21 protein-coding genes and 1 pseudogene are annotated in these 22,331 nt (G+C 62.8%); 17 read left to right on the top strand and 5 right to left on the bottom strand.

Annotation, left to right across the window (positions count from 1 at the left end):
- Window positions 1-91: 91 nt before the first annotated feature.
- The 5 genes from mepA to modC all read left to right on the top strand — a co-directional run bounded on the left by mepA (window position 92) and on the right by modC (window position 3,948).
- On the top strand, window positions 92-1,039 hold the full coding sequence (mepA, locus tag LMTR21_RS02530) for a penicillin-insensitive murein endopeptidase (RefSeq protein ID WP_065751749.1): 948 nt from the start codon (window positions 92-94) through the stop codon (window positions 1,037-1,039).
- A gap of 28 nt (window positions 1,040-1,067) precedes the next feature.
- Entirely contained in the window at window positions 1,068-1,592 is a 525-nt protein-coding gene (locus tag LMTR21_RS02525) for a Spy/CpxP family protein refolding chaperone (RefSeq protein WP_065751748.1), read from the top strand.
- Between the two features lie 213 nt (window positions 1,593-1,805).
- Window positions 1,806-2,591, top strand: coding sequence for a molybdate ABC transporter substrate-binding protein (gene modA / locus LMTR21_RS02520; protein WP_065751817.1), 786 nt, complete (start codon window positions 1,806-1,808; stop codon window positions 2,589-2,591).
- Window positions 2,591-3,286, top strand: a complete 696-nt coding sequence (gene modB, locus LMTR21_RS02515) for a molybdate ABC transporter permease subunit (RefSeq protein WP_065751747.1) — start codon at window positions 2,591-2,593, stop codon at window positions 3,284-3,286. Before modA ends, modB begins: the two co-directional genes overlap by 1 nt.
- Window positions 3,287-3,288: 2 nt before the next feature.
- Window positions 3,289-3,948 carry a molybdenum ABC transporter ATP-binding protein gene (modC, locus tag LMTR21_RS02510; RefSeq protein WP_065751746.1) on the top strand — a complete coding sequence of 220 codons (660 nt, stop codon included), beginning with the start codon at window positions 3,289-3,291 and terminating at the stop codon, window positions 3,946-3,948.
- An 81-nt stretch (window positions 3,949-4,029) separates the two neighbouring features.
- Here the strand turns inward: modC and LMTR21_RS02505 are convergent, their stop codons facing one another.
- Window positions 4,030-5,031: a helix-turn-helix domain-containing protein gene (locus tag LMTR21_RS02505; protein ID WP_084030494.1), complete on the bottom strand. Its 1,002-nt coding sequence runs from the start codon at window positions 5,029-5,031 to the stop codon at window positions 4,030-4,032.
- Window positions 5,032-5,292: 261 nt separating this feature from the next.
- On the opposite strand from LMTR21_RS02505, the gene LMTR21_RS02500 reads away from it, so the two are divergent.
- The 5 genes from LMTR21_RS02500 (at window position 5,293) to LMTR21_RS02480 (ending at window position 9,995) form a co-directional block, all read left to right on the top strand.
- Window positions 5,293-5,799: a helix-turn-helix domain-containing protein gene (locus LMTR21_RS02500; RefSeq protein WP_246175016.1), complete on the top strand. Its 507-nt coding sequence runs from the start codon at window positions 5,293-5,295 to the stop codon at window positions 5,797-5,799.
- Window positions 5,800-5,973: 174 nt separating this feature from the next.
- Window positions 5,974-6,642 carry a hypothetical protein gene (locus tag LMTR21_RS02495; RefSeq protein WP_246175011.1) on the top strand — a complete coding sequence of 223 codons (669 nt, stop codon included), beginning with the start codon at window positions 5,974-5,976 and terminating at the stop codon, window positions 6,640-6,642.
- A 147-nt stretch (window positions 6,643-6,789) separates the two neighbouring features.
- Window positions 6,790-8,220, top strand: a complete 1,431-nt coding sequence (locus tag LMTR21_RS02490; RefSeq protein WP_065751743.1) for a DUF1254 domain-containing protein — start codon at window positions 6,790-6,792, stop codon at window positions 8,218-8,220.
- 168 nt (window positions 8,221-8,388) lie between these two features.
- A complete protein-coding gene (locus LMTR21_RS02485) occupies window positions 8,389-8,934 on the top strand; it encodes a hypothetical protein (RefSeq protein ID WP_065751742.1) in 546 nt (181 codons plus the stop codon).
- Window positions 8,935-9,389: 455 nt separating this feature from the next.
- Entirely contained in the window at window positions 9,390-9,995 is a 606-nt protein-coding gene (locus LMTR21_RS02480; protein WP_347339164.1) for a DUF2865 domain-containing protein, read from the top strand.
- A 31-nt stretch (window positions 9,996-10,026) separates the two neighbouring features.
- Here the strand turns inward: LMTR21_RS02480 and ilvD are convergent, their stop codons facing one another.
- The 3 genes from ilvD to LMTR21_RS02465 all read right to left on the bottom strand — a co-directional run bounded on the left by ilvD (window position 10,027) and on the right by LMTR21_RS02465 (window position 14,284).
- On the bottom strand, window positions 10,027-11,871 hold the full coding sequence (gene ilvD, locus LMTR21_RS02475) for a dihydroxy-acid dehydratase (protein ID WP_065751741.1): 1,845 nt from the start codon (window positions 11,869-11,871) through the stop codon (window positions 10,027-10,029).
- 137 nt (window positions 11,872-12,008) lie between these two features.
- Window positions 12,009-13,202: a CaiB/BaiF CoA transferase family protein gene (locus LMTR21_RS02470; protein WP_065751740.1), complete on the bottom strand. Its 1,194-nt coding sequence runs from the start codon at window positions 13,200-13,202 to the stop codon at window positions 12,009-12,011.
- A gap of 152 nt (window positions 13,203-13,354) precedes the next feature.
- Window positions 13,355-14,284, bottom strand: coding sequence for a glycine reductase (locus LMTR21_RS02465; protein ID WP_065751739.1), 930 nt, complete (start codon window positions 14,282-14,284; stop codon window positions 13,355-13,357).
- 279 nt (window positions 14,285-14,563) lie between these two features.
- Here LMTR21_RS02465 and LMTR21_RS02460 point away from each other — a divergent pair, with 279 nt between their 5' ends.
- Window positions 14,564-14,773, top strand: a complete 210-nt coding sequence (locus tag LMTR21_RS02460) for a dodecin (RefSeq protein ID WP_141688195.1) — start codon at window positions 14,564-14,566, stop codon at window positions 14,771-14,773.
- 16 nt (window positions 14,774-14,789) lie between these two features.
- Here LMTR21_RS02460 and LMTR21_RS02455 read toward each other — a convergent pair whose 3' ends face one another.
- Window positions 14,790-16,583 (bottom strand): potassium/proton antiporter, encoded by a 1,794-nt coding sequence (locus tag LMTR21_RS02455; protein ID WP_065751737.1) that lies wholly within the window; start codon window positions 16,581-16,583, stop codon window positions 14,790-14,792.
- 218 nt (window positions 16,584-16,801) lie between these two features.
- Here LMTR21_RS02455 and LMTR21_RS02450 point away from each other — a divergent pair, with 218 nt between their 5' ends.
- The 6 genes and pseudogenes from LMTR21_RS02450 (at window position 16,802) to LMTR21_RS39875 (ending at window position 22,319) form a co-directional block, all read left to right on the top strand.
- Window positions 16,802-18,118 (top strand): mechanosensitive ion channel family protein, encoded by a 1,317-nt coding sequence (locus tag LMTR21_RS02450; RefSeq protein WP_065751736.1) that lies wholly within the window; start codon window positions 16,802-16,804, stop codon window positions 18,116-18,118.
- 114 nt (window positions 18,119-18,232) lie between these two features.
- Entirely contained in the window at window positions 18,233-19,057 is an 825-nt protein-coding gene (map, locus tag LMTR21_RS02445) for a type I methionyl aminopeptidase (RefSeq protein ID WP_065751735.1), read from the top strand.
- Window positions 19,058-19,137: 80 nt separating this feature from the next.
- Window positions 19,138-20,095: pseudogene (locus tag LMTR21_RS41715) on the top strand (SMP-30/gluconolactonase/LRE family protein).
- A gap of 149 nt (window positions 20,096-20,244) precedes the next feature.
- The gene (locus tag LMTR21_RS02435) at window positions 20,245-21,204 is read left to right on the top strand and encodes an MBL fold metallo-hydrolase (RefSeq protein WP_065751734.1); all 960 of its coding nucleotides are present in this window, start codon (window positions 20,245-20,247) and stop codon (window positions 21,202-21,204) included.
- Window positions 21,205-21,320: 116 nt separating this feature from the next.
- Window positions 21,321-22,034, top strand: a complete 714-nt coding sequence (gene radC, locus LMTR21_RS02430) for a RadC family protein (protein WP_065751733.1) — start codon at window positions 21,321-21,323, stop codon at window positions 22,032-22,034.
- A gap of 117 nt (window positions 22,035-22,151) precedes the next feature.
- The gene (locus LMTR21_RS39875; RefSeq protein ID WP_187399297.1) at window positions 22,152-22,319 is read left to right on the top strand and encodes a hypothetical protein; all 168 of its coding nucleotides are present in this window, start codon (window positions 22,152-22,154) and stop codon (window positions 22,317-22,319) included.
- Window positions 22,320-22,331 lie beyond the last annotated feature (12 nt).

Here is a 22,331-nt window from a genome sequence, read left to right as displayed (position 1 = left end):
AACCGGGAATGAGGCTGGAGCGGGGTCACCAACGAGGGTGGTCGTCCCCGCTCCAATTTCATGCTACGCTTGCGCGAATTTGAGTGATCCGATGCTCCCTCGCCTGATTCTGATCCCGCTCCTCACCTTGATCGCCGCCGCCCATGCCGCCAGCGCATGGGCGCAGGACAAGGGCTCGGTCAATCCTAAACCGCTGCCGCCGCTCTCCAATCCCAACGATCCCAATGTCGCCGCCAAGGAACTGTTCGGCCGCAAGCTGCTGCCGGCGGCGATGCCGACGCGGGTGCACGGATTCTACGCCCATGGTTGCATTTCGGGCGCGGAAGGGCTGCCGCTCAATGGAGACAATTGGCAGGTGATGCGGCTGTCGCGCAATCGTTACTGGGGCCATCCGGATCTGGTCGCGCTGGTGAAACGGCTGGCAGCAAGAGCACGCCGGGATGCGGGCTGGCCCGGCATATTGGTCGGCGACATGTCGCAGCCGCGCGGCGGGCCGATGTTTACCGGGCATGCCAGCCATCAGGTGGGGCTGGATGCCGACATCTGGCTGACACCGATGCCGAACCGGCAACTATCGCGTAACGAGCGCGAGGAAATGTCGGCGGTGATGATGGTGCGCAGCGATCGGCTCGATATCGATCCGCACGCCTGGACGCCGACGCATCTTGCCGTCATCCGCGCCGCCGCGCAGGAGCCCAGCGTGCAGCGCATCTTCGTCAATGCCGCGATCAAGAAGGCGCTGTGCCGCGAGGCCAAGGGCAACCGCAACTGGCTGCACAAGGTGCGCCCGATGTACGGCCACGACTATCACTTCCACATCCGCATCAGATGCCCGCCCGGCGCCGGCGAATGCGACAGCCAGCCAGAGCCCAACGACGGCGAAGGCTGCAGCACGGGCGATCTCGCCTACTGGTTCAGCGATGCGGTGCTGCATCCGAAGCCGCCCAAGGTGCCGCCAAAGCCGAAACCGCCGCTGACAATGGCGTCGCTGCCGCCCGCCTGCAAGGCAGTGCTGAACGCGCCCGATGTGAAGCACTGACGGCGAACAAACCTCAAGGAGGACATCGATGAAGATCTGGCCCGTGATCGCATCCATCGCTTTCGTCACCAGCGTGCATGCACAAACCCCCTACGCGGGGATGCAGACGCGCTCGATCAAGGCGCTGTCCGAGCAGCAGATTGCCGACCTCGGCGCCGGCCGCGGAATGGGCCTGGCGCTCGCGGCCGAACTCAACGGCTATCCGGGGCCGTTGCATGTGCTCGAACTCGCCGACAAGCTCGAACTCTCCGCCGAGCAACGCGCCGGCATGCAGCGCCTGTTCGATTCCATGAAGGCCGAGGCGATGCCGCTCGGCGCCAGGCTGATCGAGCAGGAAGCCGAACTGGACAAGCAGTTTGCGACCCGCACCGTCACGCCGGAAAGCCTGAAGGCGTCCACCGCGGCCGTCGCCGCCACGCAGGGCATGCTGCGCGAGACCCATCTGAAATATCATTTGTCCACGGCGCGCATTTTGACCCCGTCGCAGATGACGAAGTATGCGGAGCTGCGTGGCTACGGCAGCGGCGGCCACAAGCGACACCATCATCATTAACGGTACGGCAACTCGGCCTGGCTGCACCTTGCGAGGCGGTGCAGCTGCCTTTACCTCTTCCCCCATCCTGACTATTGTCAGGGCTGGCGACATCCCGATCGACCGCAAGTCCACCAGGGATACCGGAACTGCGCTTCCGACGGTCGCCTTACCCAACCAACGCCTGTCTTGTGCGCGGCAACCGGCCGTTCGCAATCATGCATGGAGCGCCCGATGAATCGTCTTGCCAGCCTTTTCCTGGCCTTCGCCATATCATTGGCAGTCACCGCCTCACCCGCCGCCGCGCAGGAAAAATCCCTGACAGTGTTCGCTGCGGCTTCGATGAAGAATGCGCTCGACGAGATCGACGCCGCCTATACTGCAAAGACGGGCGTCAAGATCACCGTCAGCTACGCCGCCAGTTCGGCGCTTGCCCGGCAGATCGAACAGGGTGCACCGGCCGACGTGTTCATCTCTGCCGACACCGACTGGATGGACTACGCGATCTCTAAGAAGACCATCAATGAGTCGAGCCGTGTCAATCTGCTCGGCAACAGCATCGTGCTGATCGCGCCGAAGGACTCCAAGGTCGACAATGTGAACATCGGCACCGGCTTCGACCTCGCCAAGCTTGCCGGCGACGGCAAGATCGCTACGGGCGATGTGAAATCCGTGCCCGTCGGCAAGTATGCCAAGGCCGCACTGGAGAAGCTGGGTTCATGGCAGCCGGCCGAACCAAAATTCGCCATGGCCGAGAGCGTGCGCGCCGCGCTGACGCTGGTGGCGCGCGGCGAAGCCGTTCTCGGCATCGTCTATGCCACCGACGCCAAGATCGAGCCCGGCGTCAAGATCGTCGGCACCTTCCCGGCCGATTCCCATCCCGCGATCATCTATCCGGTGGCGGCGACGACGACCGCGAAACCGCAAGCCTCTGACTATCTCGCCTTCCTGCGCTCAACGGCGGCGAAGACCATCCTTGAAAAATACGGCTTCAAATTCCTTGTCAGCCCGTCAACCTGATGTTCGAGATCTCGCCTGCCGAATGGACTGCCATCCTGCTGTCGCTGCGGGTCGCCATCATCGCGACGCTGGTGGCGACCCCGTTCGGCGTGGCGCTGGCGTGGCTATTGGCGCGGCGTGAGTTCTGGGGCAAATCGATCCTTGATGCGCTTGTCCATTTACCGCTGGTGCTGCCGCCGGTCGTCACCGGCTACCTGCTGCTGCTGACTTTCGGCCGCCGCGGCCTGGTTGGCGCGTGGCTTGCCGATAACCTCGGAATCGTGTTCGCGTTTCGCTGGACCGGAGCTGCGCTTGCCTGCGGCATCATGTCGTTTCCGTTGCTGGTGCGGCCGATCCGTCTTTCGATCGAGGCGATCGATCGCCGTCTGGAGCAGGCGTCGAGCACACTCGGTGCCGCGCCGTGGCAGGTGTTCGCCACCGTGACTCTGCCGCTGGCGTTGCCGGGCGTGCTCGCGGGTATGGTGCTCGGCTTTGCCAAGGCGATCGGCGAGTTCGGCGCCACCATTACCTTCGTCTCCAACATCCCCGGCGAGACCCAGACCATTTCGTCGGCGATCTATTCGCTGATCCAGACGCCGGATGGCGACGCCGCGGCAGGACGGCTGGTCGTCGTCTCTACCGTGATCGCAATGGGCGCTTTGATCGCATCCGAATGGTTCGCCCGGCGCGCCACCAAACGCCTGCACGGGAACTGACCATGCTGCGCGTCGACGTCACCAAGCAGCTCGGCGAATTCTCGCTCGAAGCCTCGTTCGAGAGCCAGGGCCGCGTCACCGGCCTGTTCGGCGCATCCGGCGCCGGCAAGACCTCGCTGATCAACATGATCGCGGGCCTGCTGCGTCCCGATCGCGGCGTCATCGCGCTCGATGGTGAAACACTGGACGATACGTCGAAAGGCATCCATGTGCCGCCGCACCGGCGCCGGATCGGCTACGTGTTTCAGGATGCGCGATTGTTTCCGCATCTTAACGTGCGGCAAAATCTCGACTACGGGCGGCGGATGAACAAGCTCGCCGACGATTCCGCTCAGCGCACGCGCATCACCGACCTGCTCGACATCGGCCATCTGCTCGACCGCCGGCCCGGCCAACTCTCCGGCGGCGAGCGCCAGCGCGTCGCGCTCGGCCGCGCGCTGTTGTCAAAGCCGCGTCTGCTATTGCTGGACGAACCGTTGGGCTCGCTCGACGAAGGCCGCAAGGAGGAGATCCTGCCCTATCTGGTGCGGCTGCGCGACGAAGGCATCCCCATGGTCTATGTCAGCCACGACGCGGCCGAGCTGCGCCAGCTCGCGACGCAGATCGTGATGCTCAAGCGCGGCCGGGTGACCGCGCTCGGCGGCGTCAAGGTGCTGGGGTAGGGCGTCACGATTGACACTGTCGCCCCCGGCGAAGGCGGAGGATCCAGTACACCGTGCACAGGAGCATCTGGAAGAATTGTCTTATTGAGGTCGCCATTGCTCGCGAAATTGCCGCGGCGTAACACCGGCAATCCTGCGGAAGGCGCGGGTAAAGTGCGCAGGATCCGCGTAGCCCGAGGCGAATGCGACTTCGATAATCTTGGAATCCTTCTCTCTCAACAGCTTGCTGGCGTTCTCAAACCGGACGGTATCGAGCAGGTCTGAATATGTAAGGCCGGCGACAGAGAGCTTGCGTTGAAAGCTTCGCGTACTGAGGCCTGCCATTTCTGCGATTTCGGCGAGAACCGGAGCTCGTTCGTCCAGGTACGACGGCAACATCAACTTTAGCGTTTCGATGATATCGAAGTCGGATTGGGCGACCTCGTCGTCCTCCAGACGAGGAATATCCTCGTTCGCGCGGTTGGGAAGGGCGAGCAACGATATCGGCACGTCGATCCATGACGCCTTCTGGCCCGACAGGAACCGTGAACGTGGCCAGAATGACTGACAGGCAGGGCTCGGCGTGTAGCGCGCTTCAAACGCGATAGTTGCCGGAGCCCAGTCGGGGCCGGCGAATTGCCGGACGATGTATATCGGGAAGATGTTCTGAAGCCACTGTGAATGCTCGAGATGCAGTAACCCTTTGCTTCCAGCTAGCCTGCTGCAAATTCTCACGTGATCGTCGTGTCGCTCGAGCCAGTTGCTCAAGTTCGAATCTTCGAGCGATGCCCACTTGCAGGTCTGCTGCAGTGCTACGAGCAGTGTCGGGGAAAGGCCGATTAGATTGCGGGTCTTTTCGCTCAGGTGACCGAAATGCAGCTGTCGAGAAGCGTGGAATCCGAAATCCTCGATGCCTTGCGATCGGCACGCAAATTCCGCGAATTCGATCGCGGAAAAGATCGGGACATAATGGTTTGCTTTTCCTTCCAACGACGTCGGAAGGCGAAACTTTCCCAGCAGCGACGCCGTTGGTGCTCCAAGGCCATTCAAGATGTCGACGAAGGGACTAAGGTGTTGGCAACGCGTTAGATGAATCTTTGCCATTGGGCCGCACCTCGAGGCCGAATTTGAAAAGCGATTGACGTAACTTGCTGTCCGGCTGTGGTTTAACCGCGGGCTATCGTTTGAGCCTAGCTTTTCCTGCGTAGCCGCGCAAATCAAACAGACGGTAGCGACGGAAGGTAGTTGCCGACCTTTTCGTCTGTCGAAGTAGGTAGCTGATACTTGGTCAACCTCGGGTCTTAGGGAGCCAAGTCTCTTGCTTCGCTTTACCCGCACAATCCTAACCGATGGATGGAAGGCGCCTTGCCGACCATCTGGCGAAATTATTTGGCGGCTGATGGCCAGATGGGCCGTCAAAATGCCTGTAGCCTTGAAGATCAGTTTTCTATTGAGGGAGCATGGGCTTCACGCTCACACCAACCGATGAGAGCTGTCCGTTTGCCTTCATTCCAGGCGGTCCGCGCGGCCATTGTCGCATCGCTGCGGCACGGTGACGCAACCCTCGATGGCACGGCCCGTGCGCTCAAAATCAGCGGGCGTACGCTGCAGCGTCATCTCGGGCGCCTGGGCACGAGTCACAGCGAAATGCTCGCAGGGATACGCCTGAAAATTGCGTGCCGGCTGCTCGTCGATTCGAGCAAGCCCTTGTCGGATATCGCCAAATTCCTCGGCTACAGCAACGCAAGCAGCTTCAGCCGTTCGTTCGCGCGCCTGATGAAAATTCAACCCGTTGTTTACCGGCGGCAACAACGTGACGGCAAGCGCGATCCCGCACGTCCCCGCGGACAGCCTCACGCGATTGGCCGCTGAACCATCCCCGACGATTGGCGCGAAATGGCAAGACGCGCGATTTGAATTGGCGCGAAATGCTTATCGAGATTGCCGGGCTCCGGAAGGAGCCGCGTGTTGCAAGGCAAGATCATGCCGGGGGCGATTTGCGCTGCGAGCCGACCAACTACCCCTCTTTCAAGGGAGAGAACAACCATGACGTTTCGAGTTGCTTTGATTGCGTTCTGCGCTGGCGGGTTGCTGGTCTGGCCCCAAAATCTTTCTGCTCAATCGGCCCCCGATTCCAAACCTCATGTGCCGCTTGAGAAATCGATCGGTCAGGCAAAGCCTGAAGTCGTTCCCTCCCTTTTCGTCCTCAATTCGCGCGGTGCAAGCCTGAAGGACGCCAAGCTGGTGCTGACGGGAATCTCGCCGAATGCGATCGTGTTCGCCGATCGGCCCGTCCGTGCCGCCGGCCACGATCTCACCGCGCGGATCGTCGAGGACTGGGGCAATGGCAGCGACAATTTTGCGAAAGATCCGCCAAACGCGACGGTATCCGGGTTCAAGAAAGACGGATCGTCGGTGGTTGACGCCGTCGTCGTACTGAAATCGCCAAAGCTTGAAGGCGACCGGTTGACCTTCGACGTCGATGTGCTCGAGGGCGATCTGGCGGGAGCCGATGGACCGGCATCGGTCTTCATCGACATCATCGGCCGGCCGTTCACGCCGCTGTCCTTTGCCGGCGTCGCCCGACGAACGGCTTGGCGCGGTGCTTTCTATCGTGGCGCGGCCTTTGCGGGAGCGGCCGCCGTCGCCGGAGCCGCGGCCTATCCGTACTATGCGCCCCGCTGCGGATACTATCCCTATCCGCCTTGCTATTGAGCCGCGCAGATGAACGGCATCGCCGCCGCAGCGCGACGCAATCTGTCCCGACAGCGAGGCATCGCGAAATCCGATGCCTCGTCCGTCCCGGAATGAAATCCAAAATCATTACGCCACACCTTTAATCTATTTTCGAAGGAGACAACGATGAACTTCACACGTCGATCCCTTGCTTTTGGTGGAATGGGACTGCTGGCAGGAGCGGCCGCAGCACGATCGGCTCTTGCTCAAGATTCCTTCCTCGGGGTCGGTCAGGGCCTGGAGGATTTCTGGCTCGCAAGCGACGCCTACGTCTTCGGCTATCCGCTGGTGACGATGGAGATGACCCGCCGGATCATCACCAACGTCGCCGAACCAGCTGGGACGCGCGGGCCAATGGGCCACATCATCAAGCTGCGCCAATATCCCGACGCCTCGTTCAGGGACGTCACGGCGCCAAACGCCGACACTCTCTACACTACCGCCTTTTTCGATGTTGGGAAGGAGCCATGGGTCCTCAGCATTCCCGACATGAAGGGGCGCTATTTCCTGATGCCGATGCTGGACGGCTGGACGACGGTGTTCCAGGTCCCCGGCAAGCGTACGACCGGCACCGGCGCACAGACCTACGCGATCACCGGCCCGCGGTGGAGCGGTACGCTGCCGGATGGCGTGAAGCAGTACAAGTCGCAGACCAACATCGTATGGCTGCTCGGCCGCATCTATTGTACCGGCACGCCGGAAGACTATGCCGCCGTGCACAAGCTGCAGGACGAGTGCAAGCTCGTGCCGTTGAGTGCCTACGGCCAGCCGTACACACCACCTGCGGGAAAGGTCGATCCGTCGATCGACATGAAGACCGCCGTCCGCGAGCAGGTCAATCGCATGGACGCGGTGTCGTATTTCAAGCTGCTGTGCGAACTCATGAAGGCCAATCCGCCTTACGCGGCGGACGCGCCGCAGCTCGCCAGATTTGCCCGTATCGGCATCGTCCCCGGACAGGATTTTGACGAGAGCAAGCTGAAGGCGGATTTCCTGAAGCGCGTACCTGAGCTTTCGTTCGATCGCATCATGCTTCAGTTCAAGATCAACAAGGCGATCACCGACGAGAACGGTTTTGCCTTCACCACCAAGACCGGCATCTATGGCACCGACTATCCGATGCGAGCTCTGATAACCGCGATCGGGCTCGGCGCCAACCGTCCGCAGGATGCGGTGTATCCGACCTCGCAAAAGGATGCGCACGGCGACAAGTACAACGGCGCGCACAAATACGTCATGCGGTTTCCCAAGGGGCAGTTGCCCCCGGTCGAGGGATTCTGGTCACTCACGATGTACGACAGCGGCTACTTCTTCGTGAACAATCCGCTCAACCGCTACTCGATCAGCGCGCGGCAGGACCTGAAGGAAAATCCGGACGGTTCAACCGATCTCTACATCCAGAAGGACTCGCCCGGCAAAGACAAGGAGGCGAATTGGCTTCCGGCGCCGGCGGGAGATTTCATACTGATGCTGCGCATGTACTGGCCTCAGGAAACGGACCCGTCGATCATCAACGGCACATGGAAAATTCCTGCCGCCGTGAAGGTCGCGGCCTGAAATCCTTGCTCATGCCGGCCCGCGAGGCCGGCATGAGCTCGAGGTTTGAGTTTCTCGCACGGCCGCGAAATGGCCGATGCATGGCGTTGGCGCTGATGGCGGTGGCGTCTGCAGCGTCCACGCCGACGAAGGCGGGAGCTTCGTAGTTGACGGAAATGGGAGGCCGCAATGACCAACGCGACCATTGCAATGAACAGCCAGGCCATCGTCACTCCGACGGCACTAAGCTGGAAGTTCATTCGCTGGGGCCTGGGGCTCTTCATCACGGGATTCCTGACGGGCTTCATTCCTATTGCGCATTATATGGTTGGGGCCATTGCCGGAGATGTCGGGCCGGACTTCCTGAGAAACATCACGCTTTGGTGGGGTTGTCCGGCGGTGCTTGCGGAGCTGGTCCTCAAGGCAGGTGGTCTTGGCATGGTTGCCATCGGCTTCTGCTATCAGGCAATCCAACGGCAGGGCGCGCCGCTGGATATTTCAAGTCACGAACGCATTGCCCCCACGCTCTGCACCTTCGGCTTGATCGCCACGCTCGTATCAGCTGCCGCAGGCTACGTGATTTGCAACTTTTTCTGGCCGAATTTCTACTACCATGCGATTCCCGCCGGCAAGAACCTGTGGCTCGCCGCGCAGGGGCTTAGCATAGCTGTCTATGTGGCTGGCGCCTGCTACGCGTTTGCTGGCATCCGTCGGGCGTCGGCAGACCTTCGATGACACTGCTGTCGGGACAATCGCTGACGTACAGCAAGTCGCATTGGCGCTTTCCGTGGTTCTCCCGGCAAGCAGGACGATGGGCGATCCTTGGCTGGTTCAGTGGGATCACAATCAGTGCACTGTGGATTTATTCCGGCATGCCGATGATTTGTCACTGAGCGACGGCGCCTCTCGCGCGGTAACGATGTCCTGTTGGGGGCGGGCGGAGCGGAATTCCCCGGCTTGCGGCAGAACCGACGCGATCGCCCCTATCGGTCTTCGGGGTCGCTTCAATGCGGACGAACCCACGGAGATCCACGGCCCCAACGGCGCTCCATAACGGCCGAAATGTGGCGCCTGCGGTGCCCGCTCGCCTATTTCTTTCCCTTTCTTCGCCCCGCTTAGCGCGCGTTTCAAATCCAAGATTGCCGCAAATGAGAACTCAGCGCGCCCCTAACTAGCGAGAGAGGCGTCCGATGGATCAAGCGTTGCGAACCGAATTGTCCTTTCAGCGCAAGCTGCGCCGCATGCTTGTTGCTACCGCTATCGCGGGCCCCGTGGCGCTGGCGCCGGAAACGAGCTCGGCCGAAAACTTGCTTGATTTCCTTTTCGGCGGCGGCCCGAAGCAGCAACAGCAGAACTCGTTCTTCGGCAACATTTTCAACAACAATCCGCAACTAACGCCGCCGCGACCGGTCGCTGCAAGCACGGGACCTGCCTTCTGCGTGCGCAGTTGCGACGGCAAGTATTTTCCGCTGATGCGCGGCGCGGCCCCGCCGGCGCAGTTGTGCCAGGCCTTCTGCCCGGCAAGCCCGACCAAAATTTTCTTCGGCTCCAACATCGACAGCGCCTATGCCGCAACCGGCGAACGCTACGCCGACAGCGAAAACGCCTTTGCCTATCGGAAGGCGCTGCGCGCCGATTGCACCTGCAACGGCCAAAATCCAGCCGGCCTTGCGCCAGTCGATCTCGCGCTGGACGGCTCGCTGCGCTCGGGCGACGTGCTCGCTACCGCCGGCGGAAACGTCGCCTATTCCAGCATGCCCGCCGGCAACGACCAGGCCCGGATTTCACGCCGGTAGCGGCGCTTCCGGTCCAGAGACGCCGCAGCACTTACTCCGGCACGATGCGGACAGCACCGCGGGCGGCGCTTGTCGTCAGCGCCGCGTAGGCCTTCAGCGCCATCGTCACGTTGCGCTTGCGTTTCTGGGCCGGCTTCCAGGCATCCGCTCCACGGGCCAGCATGGCGTCGCGGCGCTTCGCCAGCGTGGCATCATCCACGACCAAGCTGATCGAACGCGCGGGAATATCGATCTTGATGAGATCGCCATCCTCGACGAGGCCGATCAGACCGCCTTCGGCGGCTTCCGGCGAGAGATGCCCGATCGACAGGCCTGACGAGCCGCCCGAGAAGCGGCCATCGGTGACCAGCGCGCAGACCTTGCCGAGTCCCTTCGATTTCAGGTAGCTGGTCGGATAAAGCATCTCCTGCATACCGGGGCCGCCGCGCGGGCCTTCGTAACGCACCACGACGACATCGCCGGGCTTGATCTTGCCGCCCAGAATGCCTTCGACCGCGGCGTCCTGGCTTTCGAAAATCCGCGCCGGTCCCTCGAACTTCAAGATGCTCTCGTCGACGCCGGCGGTCTTCACGATGCAGCCGTCGAGCGCGAGATTGCCTGACAGCACCGCGAGGCCGCCGTCCTTGGAGAATGCATGCTCGGCGTCGCGGATGCACCCCTCGGCGCGGTCGGTGTCGAGCTCCTCGAACCGGCGCTCCTGGCTGAACGCGACTTGCGTCGGCACATTGCCCGGCGCCGCCGTGAAGAATTTCCGCACGCTTTCACTCTTGGTGCGCACGATATCCCAGCGGCCGAGTGCGTCCTCGAGCGTCTTGGCGTGAACCATCGGGAGGCCGCGGTTCAACAGCCCGGCGCGGTCGAGCTCGCCGAGAATGGCCATCACGCCGCCGGCGCGGTGCACGTCTTCCAGATGCACGTCCGCCACCGACGGCGCCACCTTGCAGAGCACAGGCACCCGCCGCGACAGCCGGTCGATGTCCTGCATCGTGAACGGCACCTTGCCTTCATAGGCGGCAGCCAGCAGATGCAGCACGGTATTGGTCGAGCCACCCATCGCGATATCGAGCGTCATCGCGTTCTCGAACGCCTTGAAGTTGGCAATCGTGCGCGGCAGCGCGGTGTCGTCGTCCTGCTCGTAATAGCGCCGCGCAAGGTCGACGATCAGGTGGCCGGCCTCGACGAACAAACCCTTGCGGTCGGCGTGCGTCGCCAGGATCGAGCCGTTGCCAGGCAGCGCCAGCCCCAGCGCTTCGGTCAAGCAATTCATGGAATTGGCGGTGAACATGCCCGAGCACGAACCGCAGGTCGGGCACGCCGAGCGTTCGATCACTTCCACATCGGCGTCGCTGACGTTGCTGTCGGCGGCGGCGACCATGGCGTCGATCAGATCGACCGCGCGGATTTTTCCCTTGAGATTGACCTTGCCCGACTCCATCGGGCCGCCCGAGACGAACACGGTCGGGATGTTGATGCGCAGCGCGGCCATCAGCATGCCGGGCGTGATCTTGTCGCAGTTGGAGATGCAGACCATGGCGTCGGCGCAATGGGCGTTGACCATGTACTCGACGCTGTCGGCGATGATCTCGCGCGACGGCAGGCTGTAGAGCATGCCGTCATGGCCCATGGCTATGCCGTCATCGACCGCGATGGTGTTGAACTCTTTCGCGACGCCGCCGGCCTTCTCGATCTCGCGCGCAACGAGCTGGCCGAGGTCCTTCAAGTGCACGTGGCCGGGCACGAACTGGGTGAAGGAATTGACCACGGCGATGATCGGCTTGCCAAAGTCCTCGTTCTTCATGCCGGTGGCGCGCCAGAGGCCGCGGGCGCCCGCCATGTTGCGGCCGTGGGTCGTGGTTCGGGAGCGGTAGGCGGGCATGATCTGTCCTTCTGGGAAGCGGGAAAGGCGTCTTTTAGACGGGAAGCGCGGCCGCTCAAAGCGGCTTGGCGCAAGGTCGTTATGCGCGACGGCGCCCAAAACGGGACAGGAACCGGCCGCCCGGGCCCCCGCTACCGCTAGACGACCTCACGGGCCCGCAACTCCGCGATCGCCTTGGTATCGTAGCCGAGCGAGGCCAGCACCTCCTCGGTATGGGCGCTGAGCGCGGGCGCCATCCGGTCGAGCCGGCCGCCGCCATGGGCGAGCTGAAAACCGCTGCCGGCAAAGCGCAGGCGGCCATAGGGCGTCTCGATCTCCTGAATGGCGCCGCGCGCGGCGATCTGCGGGTGATCGATCACTTCCTCGACCTTCCAGATGCTGGCGCAGGGCGCGCCTGCGGCCTCCAGGATCTTCTCCCACTCGCGCGGGTCCTTCTTCGAGAGCGCCTCCTCGATGATAGCCCGCAGCGCCGGCTCATTCTCCTGGCGGGCGAACCAGTCGGCGAAGCGCGGGTCCTCCAGCGCATCGGCGCGGCCAAGCGCGGTCATCAAGGCGATGTATTGCTTCTCGCTGTTGACCGCGAGCAGCAGGTAGCCGTCGCCGGCCTTGAAGAGATTTGCGGTCGGGCGGCGGCTGACCGCCTGGTTGCCGGAAAGCTGCTGGCGATGGCCGGCGACCGAGTAATCCGCCACCTGGCCCGACAGGAACGCCAGCGTCGCCTCCAGCATGGAGACGTCGACCATTTGCCCCTTGCCGGTATGGGTGCGCTGGAACAGCGCGCTCGACACGCCGAAGGCTGCGGTGGCGCCCGATAGCACGTCGCAGACCGCAAAGCCCGCGCGCGTCGGCCCGGTCTCGGCGTGGCCCGTGATCGACATGATGCCTGACAGCGCCTGGATCTTGCCGTCATAGCCGGCGCCCAGCCGCGCCGGTCCGGTCTGGCCGAAACCCGAAATAGCGCAGTAGATCAGTCGCGGATTGATCACCGAGAGCGCGGCGTAGCCGATGCCGAGCTTGTCCATCACGCCGGGGCGGAAATTCTCCATCACCACGTCGGCCTGCGCGGCGAGCTGCTTGACGATGGCGATTGCCTCCGGCTTCGAGAGATCGAGGGTGAGGCTGCGCTTGTTGCCGTTGATCGCCTGCCATCCCGGCGCGAGGCCTCGTTCGGCCCATTCGCGGCTCAGCGGCGTGCGGCGCATGTCCTCGCCCTCGCGGCGCTCCACCTTGATGACGTCGGCCCCGAGTAGCGCGAGCTGGTAGCTCGCGTAGGGGCCGGCCAGCACCTGCGTGAAGTCGAGGACCTTCACGCCTTCGAACGGTCGGGTCAATTCCGTTTCCTCCTGCGAGCGTCATTGCCTGCGACAAACGCGAAGCGTTTGTGCAAGGGAGCGCAGCGACGAAGCAATCCATTCTTTCTTTTGCCGCAGCGTGGATTGCTTCGCTTCGCTCGCAATGACGGTTCTGAGAGCCGTGCCCTGTGTCACGCAGCCCGGTTGCCGCGCGCGATCTCTTTCTGCTTGTCAAACTCGGCGCGGCGCCGCGCCAGTTCTTCCGGGCTCATCTGCGCGATGTTGTTGTAGTCGAGCTTCCAGGAGGCATCCTCGCTCCAGCGCAGCGGCGATTGCATCGTGGTGCGCGCGCCGGGCGCGGACTCCAGCAGCCGCAGCGCCAGCTCAAGCGTCAACGCCTGCGACTCCACATCATGCGGCTTGCCGGCAGAATTGCCGAGCGGGAAGTCCGAAAACAGGAAGCGCGGCGCGGCGGCGTGCTCGACGATGTCCTTGGCACAGCCCATCACGACGGTGGCGATGCCGTTGGCTTCGAGATGGCGCGCGACCAGCGCCGAGGTCTGATGGCAGACCGGACAGTTCGGCACGATCACGGCGACATCGACCTGATCGGCGAGACAGCGGGCGAGGATCTCGGGCGCGTCGACATCGATGGTGACGCGGTGGCTGCGGTTGGTCGGCGCGCCGAAGAAGCGCGGCGCGACCTCGCCGATCCGGCCCAAAGCCTTCGCCTTCAGAAGCTGCGGCAGCGGAAACCAGGTGCCACTGTCGGTGGCCGTGGTGTGCTTGCGGTCGTAGCCGATATGCGAGATCCGCAGATCGTGTTGTTTCGAGGTATCGCCGTCATAGACCTGGTAGAATTTCGCGCTGCCATTATAGGCGGCACCGGGTCCCTGATCGCCCTTGGTGGGATCATATTGGGCGGCGGTCGTGACGATGGTCACGCGTGACTGCGCCAGCGGCTTCTTCAGCGGCTGAAACGGCGCATCGACATAATGCGCCCAGCGGTAGGGCGTGGTGTAGCCGATCGCCGCGTAATAATCGCGGGTGCGCTGCATATAGGGGACAGGAGAATCGTAGTCGGGCGCAAAGCCGAGCTGATCGTCTGACGGGGCGGACATTGTTGTGTCTCTCCTGCGTTTCCACCATGAGGTCGCCGACTGACCTCCGGCCAAGCTAATGATAGTTCAGCTATTCCTCAACAGCCGAATGCGCCGGATGATGCATCCCGGCTGCGCATCGATGCATCGCACGCGGGGCCTTGATCGTGGCCTCAGTCGCGCGGCGGTCAACCGGATGCACAAGTCGGCAGAAAGTCATGGAACTGAGGAGGTCGATAACTCGTTCAGAATGAACACCGATGGCCGCAACGGAGGTTTGCCATGCCCGATACCGCCGGAATGAAGGATCACGTGTACAAGATCCTGGATCTCGTAGGCTCTTCCGAAAAAAGCATCGAGGACGCGATCCAGAACGCCGTCTCCCGCGCGTCAAAAACCATCCGCGAAATGAAATGGTTCGAAGTCGTGCAGACCAGAGGCCATATCGAAAACGGGTCTGTTCGCCATTATCAGGTCACGTTGCGGGTTGGATTTACCCTGGAGGAATAAGGTCAGGCTACGGCGGTCAAACTCCGGCGACCGACGACCAGATATCCGCCAGCTTGCGCCTGGCCTTCTGCCTGCGCGTCAGCGGCACCGCCTTCTCCTCCTCCTCGGGCAGGCGCAGGCCGACCACGTTGACCCGGCCGCCGCTGATGCTGCGTGCAACCAGCACGATCGGATCGAGCACGAGCTCGGCGCCCACCTTCGGCGCATGATCGAGATGAATGTCGAAATAATCCGCCAGCGTCAGCGTGGCCTGCTCTTCGCCGGCCGATACGCCGTAGATCTGGGCCAACTCACCGAGCGTATGCTCACCGGACACCATGAAATCGCCGAGCAGATGCGGGTCAGGCGCCGAGCTCGGCGCCATATCGACAAAGAATCGGTCCAACGCCTCGGCCTTTTCCGGCGGCGCCAGCAGATAGATGTAATCTCCTGCGGCGACCGGGTCGGCCTCGGCGGGCGATAGAATCCGCTCCTCGCGGATCACCAGCGTCGGCTTGGACCAGGATGGCAACAGGCCGCGCCTGAAATAGAGGCTTTTCGGGCGCACGGGATAGCCGACCAGTTGCTGCTCGAGCTGGCCGGGCAGATCGAGCTCGACGCGCCGTGGTCCGCGGTCCACGCGCGGCAGCGCCACATGCAGCCACCGCGCCGCCGGCGCCAGCGTCCAGCCCTGCAACAGCAGCGAGATGATGACCACGACAAAGGCGACGTCGAAATAGAGATAGGCCTTCGGCAATCCGACCAGCATCGGGATCGAGGCGAGGAAGATCGCGACCGCGCCGCGCAGGCCGGTCCAGGCGATGAATATCTTTTCGCGCCAGTTGAAGCGGAACGGCACGAGGCACAGGAACACTGCGACCGGCCGCGCCGCCAGCATCAACACCAGCGACACGATCACCGCCGGCCCGACGCTGTCCAGCAAACGCTGCGGCGACGAGAGCAGTCCGAGCAGGACAAACATCACGATCTGCGCCAGCCAGGTCGCGGCGTCAAGAAAGGTGATCACTGAATTATGCGCCCGCGTCGGCCGGTTGCCGACGATGATGCCGGCGAGATAGACCGCGAGAAAGCCCGAGGCATGCGCGATCTGCGCCACGCCGAAGATCACCAGCGCGGCCGTGGTGACGAAGGGCGCATGCAGGCCCTGCGGCAGCGCTACCCGATTGAGCGCCAGCACCACCAGTCGGCCGCCGATCACGCCAATCACGGCGCCGAGCAGACCCTCGCGGACGAGTTCGAATACGACATGTCCAGGTGAGCTTTCACCGATCGAAATGAATTCGACCAGCATCAACGTGAGGAAGATCGCAAAGGGATCGTTGGTGCCGGATTCCGCCTCCAGCGTCGCGCCGACACGCGGGCGCAGACGCAGCCCCTGGGTGTGGACGAGCAGAAACACCGCGGCGGCGTCGGTCGACGCCACCACCGCGCCGACCAGGAGCGACTCGGTCCAATTGAGGTCGAGCACATATCTGGCGACCGGGGCGGTGACCAGCGCGGTAAGCAATACGCCGATCGTCGCCAGCACCATCGAGGGCGCCAGCACGGTGCGGATGCTCTGAAATTTCGTCCGCAGGCCGCCATCGAACAGGATCAGCGCCAGCGCCACCGACCCCACCAGATAGGTGGTGCGGACGTCGTTGAAGCTGAGCTGGCCCGGCCCTGCATCGCCCGCCAGCATGCCGATCCCGAGGAACACCAGCAGCAGGGGCGCCCCGAAGCGCAGCGCGAGCAGGCTCGACAGGATGCCCGCCATCACCAGAATGGCGCCCAGAAAGATGGCGATGCTGACCGAATCGAGAGAAGCCATGAACCTCTTTAAATGATCGCAAATACTTGCAATTGCATCCTTATCGTTGCCACACTTGATCGCCAACCCATTTCTGCGATCGCGGCAATGTGCCCTGATTTAAGGGCTTAATTGGCTTGGCCGGCCCATGTATCGATGGTCCGCCCGGCCCGTTTGTGGAAATCTGCCCACCGTTTCGAATCAAATTTGCCTGCACTACACCTGACGAGATTTTACCGATGGATATGGCCCCAAAGGAAGTCATTGAGTTTCTGCAATCGACTGCGCGGTCGGTCGGTGCAGAGGTCGCCTCGCCATGGTTCTATCTGCAGTTCGGGCTGATCCTGACCGCCGCCGGCATCGCCTATGCGGCGGATGCGGCGATCCGCGCGCGGGTCGACATGACGTCGCTGGCGATGCGCTGGCCGTTGCCGCTCCGGCATTTCGCCCGCGTGCTGGTCGGCAGCGCGTCGACCGCGGTGTTCGCGGTCCTGGTGATCGCCGAGCGCGTCACGATGTACCACCTGACGTGGCCGAGCCGCAGCTACCTCCTGATGGTCGCCGCCAAGCTGGCCCTGGCGTGGCTCGTGATCCGGCTCATAACCTCGGTGATCCGCAACGCCTTCATCGTCAAGCTGGTGTCGATAACGGCATGGTTCGTCGCGGCGCTTAGCATCATCGGCCAGCTCGACCCCGCGGCGGACACACTGGATTCGTTTGCGATCGAGATCGGCGGCTTGCGCCTGACGCCGCTGCTGCTGATCAAGGCTGGCGCGCTGCTGATCGCGGCGCTTTGGCTGACCAACATCGCCAGCAACTTCATCGAAAGCAGGATTACCCGCGCCAGCGACCTGACGCCGTCGGTCCAGGTGCTGCTGGTCAAGATTATCCGCATCGGTCTGATGGTGGTGGCGATCGCCATCGCGCTCGGTACCGTCGGCATCAACCTTTCGGCGCTCGCGGTTTTTACCGGCGCGGCCGGCGTCGGCATCGGTCTCGGCCTGCAGAAGATCGTCGCCAATTTCATTTCAGGCATCATCCTGCTGGCGGACAAGTCGGTGAAGCCTGGCGACCTCGTCACCATCGGCGACAGTTCGGGCCGGATCAGCGCCATGAAGACGCGCTACATCTCGGTTGCCGCCGGCGACGGCCGCGAGTTCCTGATCCCGAACGAGGATCTGGTGACGCAGAAGGTCGTGAACTGGACCTATACCGACAAGAACACGCTGGTGAAGGTACTGTTCAGCACCAATTACGACGCCGATCCGCGGGCGGTATGCAAGCTCGCCATCGACATTGCCGGCGCCGTGCCGCGCGCCATCAAGAACAAGCCCCCGAACTGCATCCTGACCGAGTTCGCCGAGGCCGGAATGAAGTTCTCCCTGACCTTCTGGATGCCCGATCCTGATGGCCTCGACAACGTCAAGAGCGAGGTGATGCTGGCGCTGTGGGACGCCTTCAAGCGCGAGGGCATCCGCGTTCCCTATCCGGTCCGCGAAATCCGCGTCCGCGGCGGCGCGCTGCCGGTCGAGCAGGTGGTGGAGGTCTCCGGCTAGATGCAAGCTTTTTAAGGCGTCCCGGAGTCCCAACCTTGGCTTGCACTGAGCAGTCGGATCATTAAATTAGACGTTCAAATCAGCCCTTTTCCGTTCCCGAAGCATGACCCGCCCATGAGCTATATCGAAGCAACAGATACCTCCTTGCGAAAAACCGGCCAGATCAAGCTGCATGGCGCCAGCGGCTTCGCCGGCATGCGCAAGGCCGGCGCGCTGGTCGCCAAATGCCTCGACGAACTCACCGACATCGTCAAGGCGGGTGTCCCGACTTCCCGGATCGACGAATTCGTCCGCGACTTCGCCTTCAGCCATGGCGCCTATCCGGCGACGCTGATGTATCGCGGCTACCGCTACTCGACCTGCACCTCGATCAATCACGTGGTCTGCCACGGCATGCCCGGCGACCGCGCGATGAAAGAGGGCGACATCGTCAATATCGACGTCACCTTCATCGTCGACGGCTGGTATGGCGATTCCAGCCGCATGTATGTGATCGGCCCGATCGCCCGCAAGGCGGAGCGGCTGATCGAGGTCACCTATGAGGCGATGATGCGCGGCATCGCCGCGGTGAAGCCCGGCGCCACCACCGGCGACATCGGCCACGCCATCCAGAGCTTCGTCGAGCCGCAGGGCATGAGCGTGGTGCGCGATTTCTGCGGCCATGGCCTCGGGCGCTTGTTCCACGACGAGCCCAATATCATCCATATCGGCCGGCCCGGCGAAGGCGCGATGCTGAAGCCCGGCATGTTCTTCACCATCGAGCCGATGATCAATCTCGGCAAGCCGCATGTAAAGATCCTGTCCGACGGCTGGACCGCGGTGACGCGCGACCGCTCACTGTCGGCGCAGTTCGAGCATTCGGTCGGCGTGACCGCGACCGGCGTCGAGATCTTCACGCTGTCGGAGCGCCACGGCGAGAAGCCGTACGTCACCGTCTGAGGCGGCGCCTTTAGCCGGACCTGCTCGCATCCCCGGGAAGCGCGCTTGCGCCGATGGCATTGCAGCATGGACAGGCGGTGATGACCCGGGAACGAGGCCTTCGAGCGGGATTTGCCGCGACCTGCCTGATCGCATGGGTTGCTTTTTTCGCAGTCCCAATCGCTGCCGCCGAGGATGAGTTGTTTGCGAGCAAGCGGATTACGCCACAGGGCGAGTACACGTCCGGCATCGAAGGTCCCGCGGTCGACGCATCCGGCAACCTCTACGTCGTCAATTTTCGACAGCGCGGCACCATCGGCAAGGTCGCGCCCGGCGCCTCGCAATCCCAGCTCTTAACATCGCTTCCCGCGGGCAGCATCGGCAATGGCATTCGCTTCGACCGTGATGGGCGGATGTACATTGCCGATTTCAAGAAGCACAATGTGTGGGTCATCGCATCAGGCGAAACCACGCCGCGAATCTACTTTCATTCCGACCGGTTCAATCAGCCGAACGACCTCGCGATCGCGGCGGACGGCACGCTCTATGCCAGCGACCCCAGATTTGCATCGCCCGCGGGGCGGCCAGATCTGGCGCATTACCCGTGGGCCTGATGGCAAGGGCCAAGGTGAGGTGATGTCCTCCACCAGGCGCCTTGGCGTGACCAACGGCATCGACCTCAGCCCTGAAGGCGTCACCCTGTATGTGAGCGAATCCAATTCGCGGCAGGTATGGGCGTATCGGCTCGACGGCAGCAAACTGCTCGATCCACGGCTGATCCGGGGGTTTGCGGATTTCGAGGTCGACGGCCTGCGCACCGACGTCGACGGCCGGATCTATCTCGCCCGGCTTTCCGCCGGCACCATCGCCGTGATCGGCGCCGACGGATCGCTCGAGCGCGAGATACCGCTGCGCGGCAAGGAGCCGACCAACCTCACCTTTGGCGGTCCTGACGGCAAAACCGTCTTCGTGACTCAGAAGGACGGCGGCTTCATCGAAGCGTTCCGCGTTGGCCGCCCTGGCCGCGAGCCCTGTTTGCAAATGCCTCGCATTTGCTGAGGGCGTAGGGACGCTGCGATGCAGCAACATGCCTGCAATTGAAGCGGGAGCGCACCGGAATAGCTCGCCTTGTCCGGGGTAGTACTGCGCGAGTCTTCCGGAAGAGAAGGCTCTGGCGGGCTAGGGATCAAATAAAGGGAGCAAGGGCAATGTTCGAGATTTCACGTCGCGATCTGGTCCTCGGGAGCGCGGGGGCGGCGCTGGTTTTCGGCCTCAAGGGACCGGTTTCATTCATCGGCGCGGCGCATGCGCAGCGCGCCGCAGACAGCCTCAAATACAAGGTCGGCGACATCGAGGTGTTCAGCCTGCATGACGGCACCATCGAACGTACGGTCACCGAAGGCATGGTGAAGAACGCCTCGCTCGACGATGTCAAGAAGGCGCTGACCGCCGCAGGCATCGGGCCTGACAAGATCGCCAACCCCTTCACCGTCACCGCGATCCGCACCGGCGGCAAGGTTATCCTGTTCGATACCGGCTTCGGCGGCAACGGGCCGCCGACCGTGGGCAAGCTCGCCGACAACATGAAGGCGGCCGGCCTCGATCCGGCAACCGTCTCCACGGTGGTGATCTCGCATTTCCATCCCGATCACATCTCCGGCCTGTGGGTGAAGGAGACCAGCGCGCAGGTATTTCCGAACGCGGAAATCCTGATGCCCGAGGTGGAGTTCAAGTTCGCGACCGATCCGGCGCTGGTGGAGAAGGTGCCGGAAGCCAACCGTCCGTTCATCAAGCGGATTCAGGCAACCTTCCCGACCTGGAAGAACGTCAAGCAGTACAATGACGGCGCCGACATCGCGCCGGGCGTGAAGGCCATCGCGACCCCCGGCCATACCGTCGGCCACATGTCGTTCCTCGTTGCGTCCGGCGGGCAGCAATTGTTCATCCAGAGCGATGTCACCGGCATCCACCAGCTGTTCGTCAGAAATCCAGGCTGGTTCTCGGCATTCGATGCGGATGGGCCGAAGGCGGAAGCGACGCGGCGCGCCTTCTTCGACCGCGTCATCGCCGAAAAGGGCATGATCGCCGGCTATCATTTCGGCTTCCCGAATGTCGGCACGCTGACCAAGGACGGCAACGGCTATGCGTTCGCCGCCGTGAAGGCCTGATCGCAGGCAAGAATTGAAATGATCCGAAGGCGCCGTGCTCTGTGCGGCGCCTTTTCCTCAAATGCGCTCGCACTTTAGAGTTGCAAAAGCTCGCGGGCACGGCATGGTTACGGCCGATGCCCGCTAGGACCAGCAATCCTCCCGATCAACCCACCGAGACGCCGCATTATCACGGCCACCGCGAACGCCTGCGCGAGCGCTTCTATGGCGCGGGGCCGGAGGCCCTGAGCGATTACGAGCTCCTGGAGATGGCGCTCTTCCCGGCCCTGCCCCGGCGCGACACCAAACCGCTGGCGAAAGCGCTGTTGAAGAAATTCGGCTCCTTCGCCGAGGTCATTCACGCGCCTGTCGGGCGCCTGCGCGAGGTCGACGGCATCGGCGAGGCCTCGATCAACCAGATCAAGCTGCTCGCCGCTGCCGCGAGCCGGGTGGCCAAAGGCGAAATCAGGCGCAAGATCGCACTGTCGTCGTGGAACGACGTGATCGAATATTGCCGGAGTGGAATGGCGTTTGCCGACAAGGAGCAATTCCGCCTGCTGTTCCTCGACAAGCGCAATCAACTCATCGCCGACGAAATCCAGCAGACCGGCACCATCGACCACACGCCGGTCTATCCGCGCGAGGTGATCAAGCGCGCGCTCGAACTATCGGCGACCGCGCTGATCCTGGTGCACAATCATCCAAGCGGCGATCCGACGCCGTCGCAGGCCGACATCCACATGACCAAGGCGATCGTCGAGATCGCAAAGCCGCTTGGCATCGCCGTGCACGACCACATCATCGTCGGCAAGAACGGGCACGCGAGCCTGAAGGGAATGAAGCTGATCTAGCTGATCGCCTGCATTTACCATTTGTTAACTCTCCGCTTCGCGCTTTGCCGAATGCGTGAGAGAGTGGTTCAGCGGATGAGAGGGGGTAACTCATTTTCGAATGAGAGGGGATCGATGATGAATCAGCTAGCAGGGCGAATAGGCGGCGCGGCGCTTTCGATGAGCCCGGGGCACCTGGTCGACAAATTTCTCGATTGGCTCGAGGAACTGAGGAGCGCGATGGCGCTTGCTGAAATCGACAGATTAGCCGGCAACGAGGTGCGAACCAAGGTGCTGTTCGATTGATTCGGCGACCAT

The sequence above is a fragment of the Bradyrhizobium paxllaeri genome (assembly GCF_001693515.2).
Taxonomy (GTDB): Bacteria; Pseudomonadota; Alphaproteobacteria; order Rhizobiales; family Xanthobacteraceae; genus Bradyrhizobium; species Bradyrhizobium paxllaeri.
Note: the sequence above shows the minus strand (reverse complement) of the source record. Positions and strands in the feature narration are given on the sequence as shown.

Coding starts and splice junctions, on each gene's coding strand:
- LMTR21_RS02480 (WP_347339164.1), top strand. CDS start 9,390: ATGGATCAAGCGTTGCGAACCGAATTGTCCTTTCAGCGCAAGCTGCGC.
- LMTR21_RS02465 (WP_065751739.1), bottom strand. CDS start 14,284: ATGTCCGCCCCGTCAGACGATCAGCTCGGCTTTGCGCCCGACTACGAT.
- mepA (WP_065751749.1), top strand. CDS start 92: ATGCTCCCTCGCCTGATTCTGATCCCGCTCCTCACCTTGATCGCCGCC.
- LMTR21_RS39875 (WP_187399297.1), top strand. CDS start 22,152: ATGAATCAGCTAGCAGGGCGAATAGGCGGCGCGGCGCTTTCGATGAGC.
- LMTR21_RS02490 (WP_065751743.1), top strand. CDS start 6,790: ATGAACTTCACACGTCGATCCCTTGCTTTTGGTGGAATGGGACTGCTG.
- ilvD (WP_065751741.1), bottom strand. CDS start 11,871: ATGCCCGCCTACCGCTCCCGAACCACGACCCACGGCCGCAACATGGCG.
- LMTR21_RS02455 (WP_065751737.1), bottom strand. CDS start 16,583: ATGGCTTCTCTCGATTCGGTCAGCATCGCCATCTTTCTGGGCGCCATT.
- LMTR21_RS02485 (WP_065751742.1), top strand. CDS start 8,389: ATGACCAACGCGACCATTGCAATGAACAGCCAGGCCATCGTCACTCCG.
- LMTR21_RS02505 (WP_084030494.1), bottom strand. CDS start 5,031: ATGGCAAAGATTCATCTAACGCGTTGCCAACACCTTAGTCCCTTCGTC.
- LMTR21_RS02460 (WP_141688195.1), top strand. CDS start 14,564: ATGAAGGATCACGTGTACAAGATCCTGGATCTCGTAGGCTCTTCCGAA.
- modC (WP_065751746.1), top strand. CDS start 3,289: ATGCTGCGCGTCGACGTCACCAAGCAGCTCGGCGAATTCTCGCTCGAA.
- map (WP_065751735.1), top strand. CDS start 18,233: ATGAGCTATATCGAAGCAACAGATACCTCCTTGCGAAAAACCGGCCAG.
- LMTR21_RS02495 (WP_246175011.1), top strand. CDS start 5,974: ATGACGTTTCGAGTTGCTTTGATTGCGTTCTGCGCTGGCGGGTTGCTG.
- LMTR21_RS02450 (WP_065751736.1), top strand. CDS start 16,802: ATGGATATGGCCCCAAAGGAAGTCATTGAGTTTCTGCAATCGACTGCG.
- LMTR21_RS02525 (WP_065751748.1), top strand. CDS start 1,068: ATGAAGATCTGGCCCGTGATCGCATCCATCGCTTTCGTCACCAGCGTG.
- modB (WP_065751747.1), top strand. CDS start 2,591: ATGTTCGAGATCTCGCCTGCCGAATGGACTGCCATCCTGCTGTCGCTG.
- radC (WP_065751733.1), top strand. CDS start 21,321: ATGCCCGCTAGGACCAGCAATCCTCCCGATCAACCCACCGAGACGCCG.
- LMTR21_RS02435 (WP_065751734.1), top strand. CDS start 20,245: ATGTTCGAGATTTCACGTCGCGATCTGGTCCTCGGGAGCGCGGGGGCG.
- modA (WP_065751817.1), top strand. CDS start 1,806: ATGAATCGTCTTGCCAGCCTTTTCCTGGCCTTCGCCATATCATTGGCA.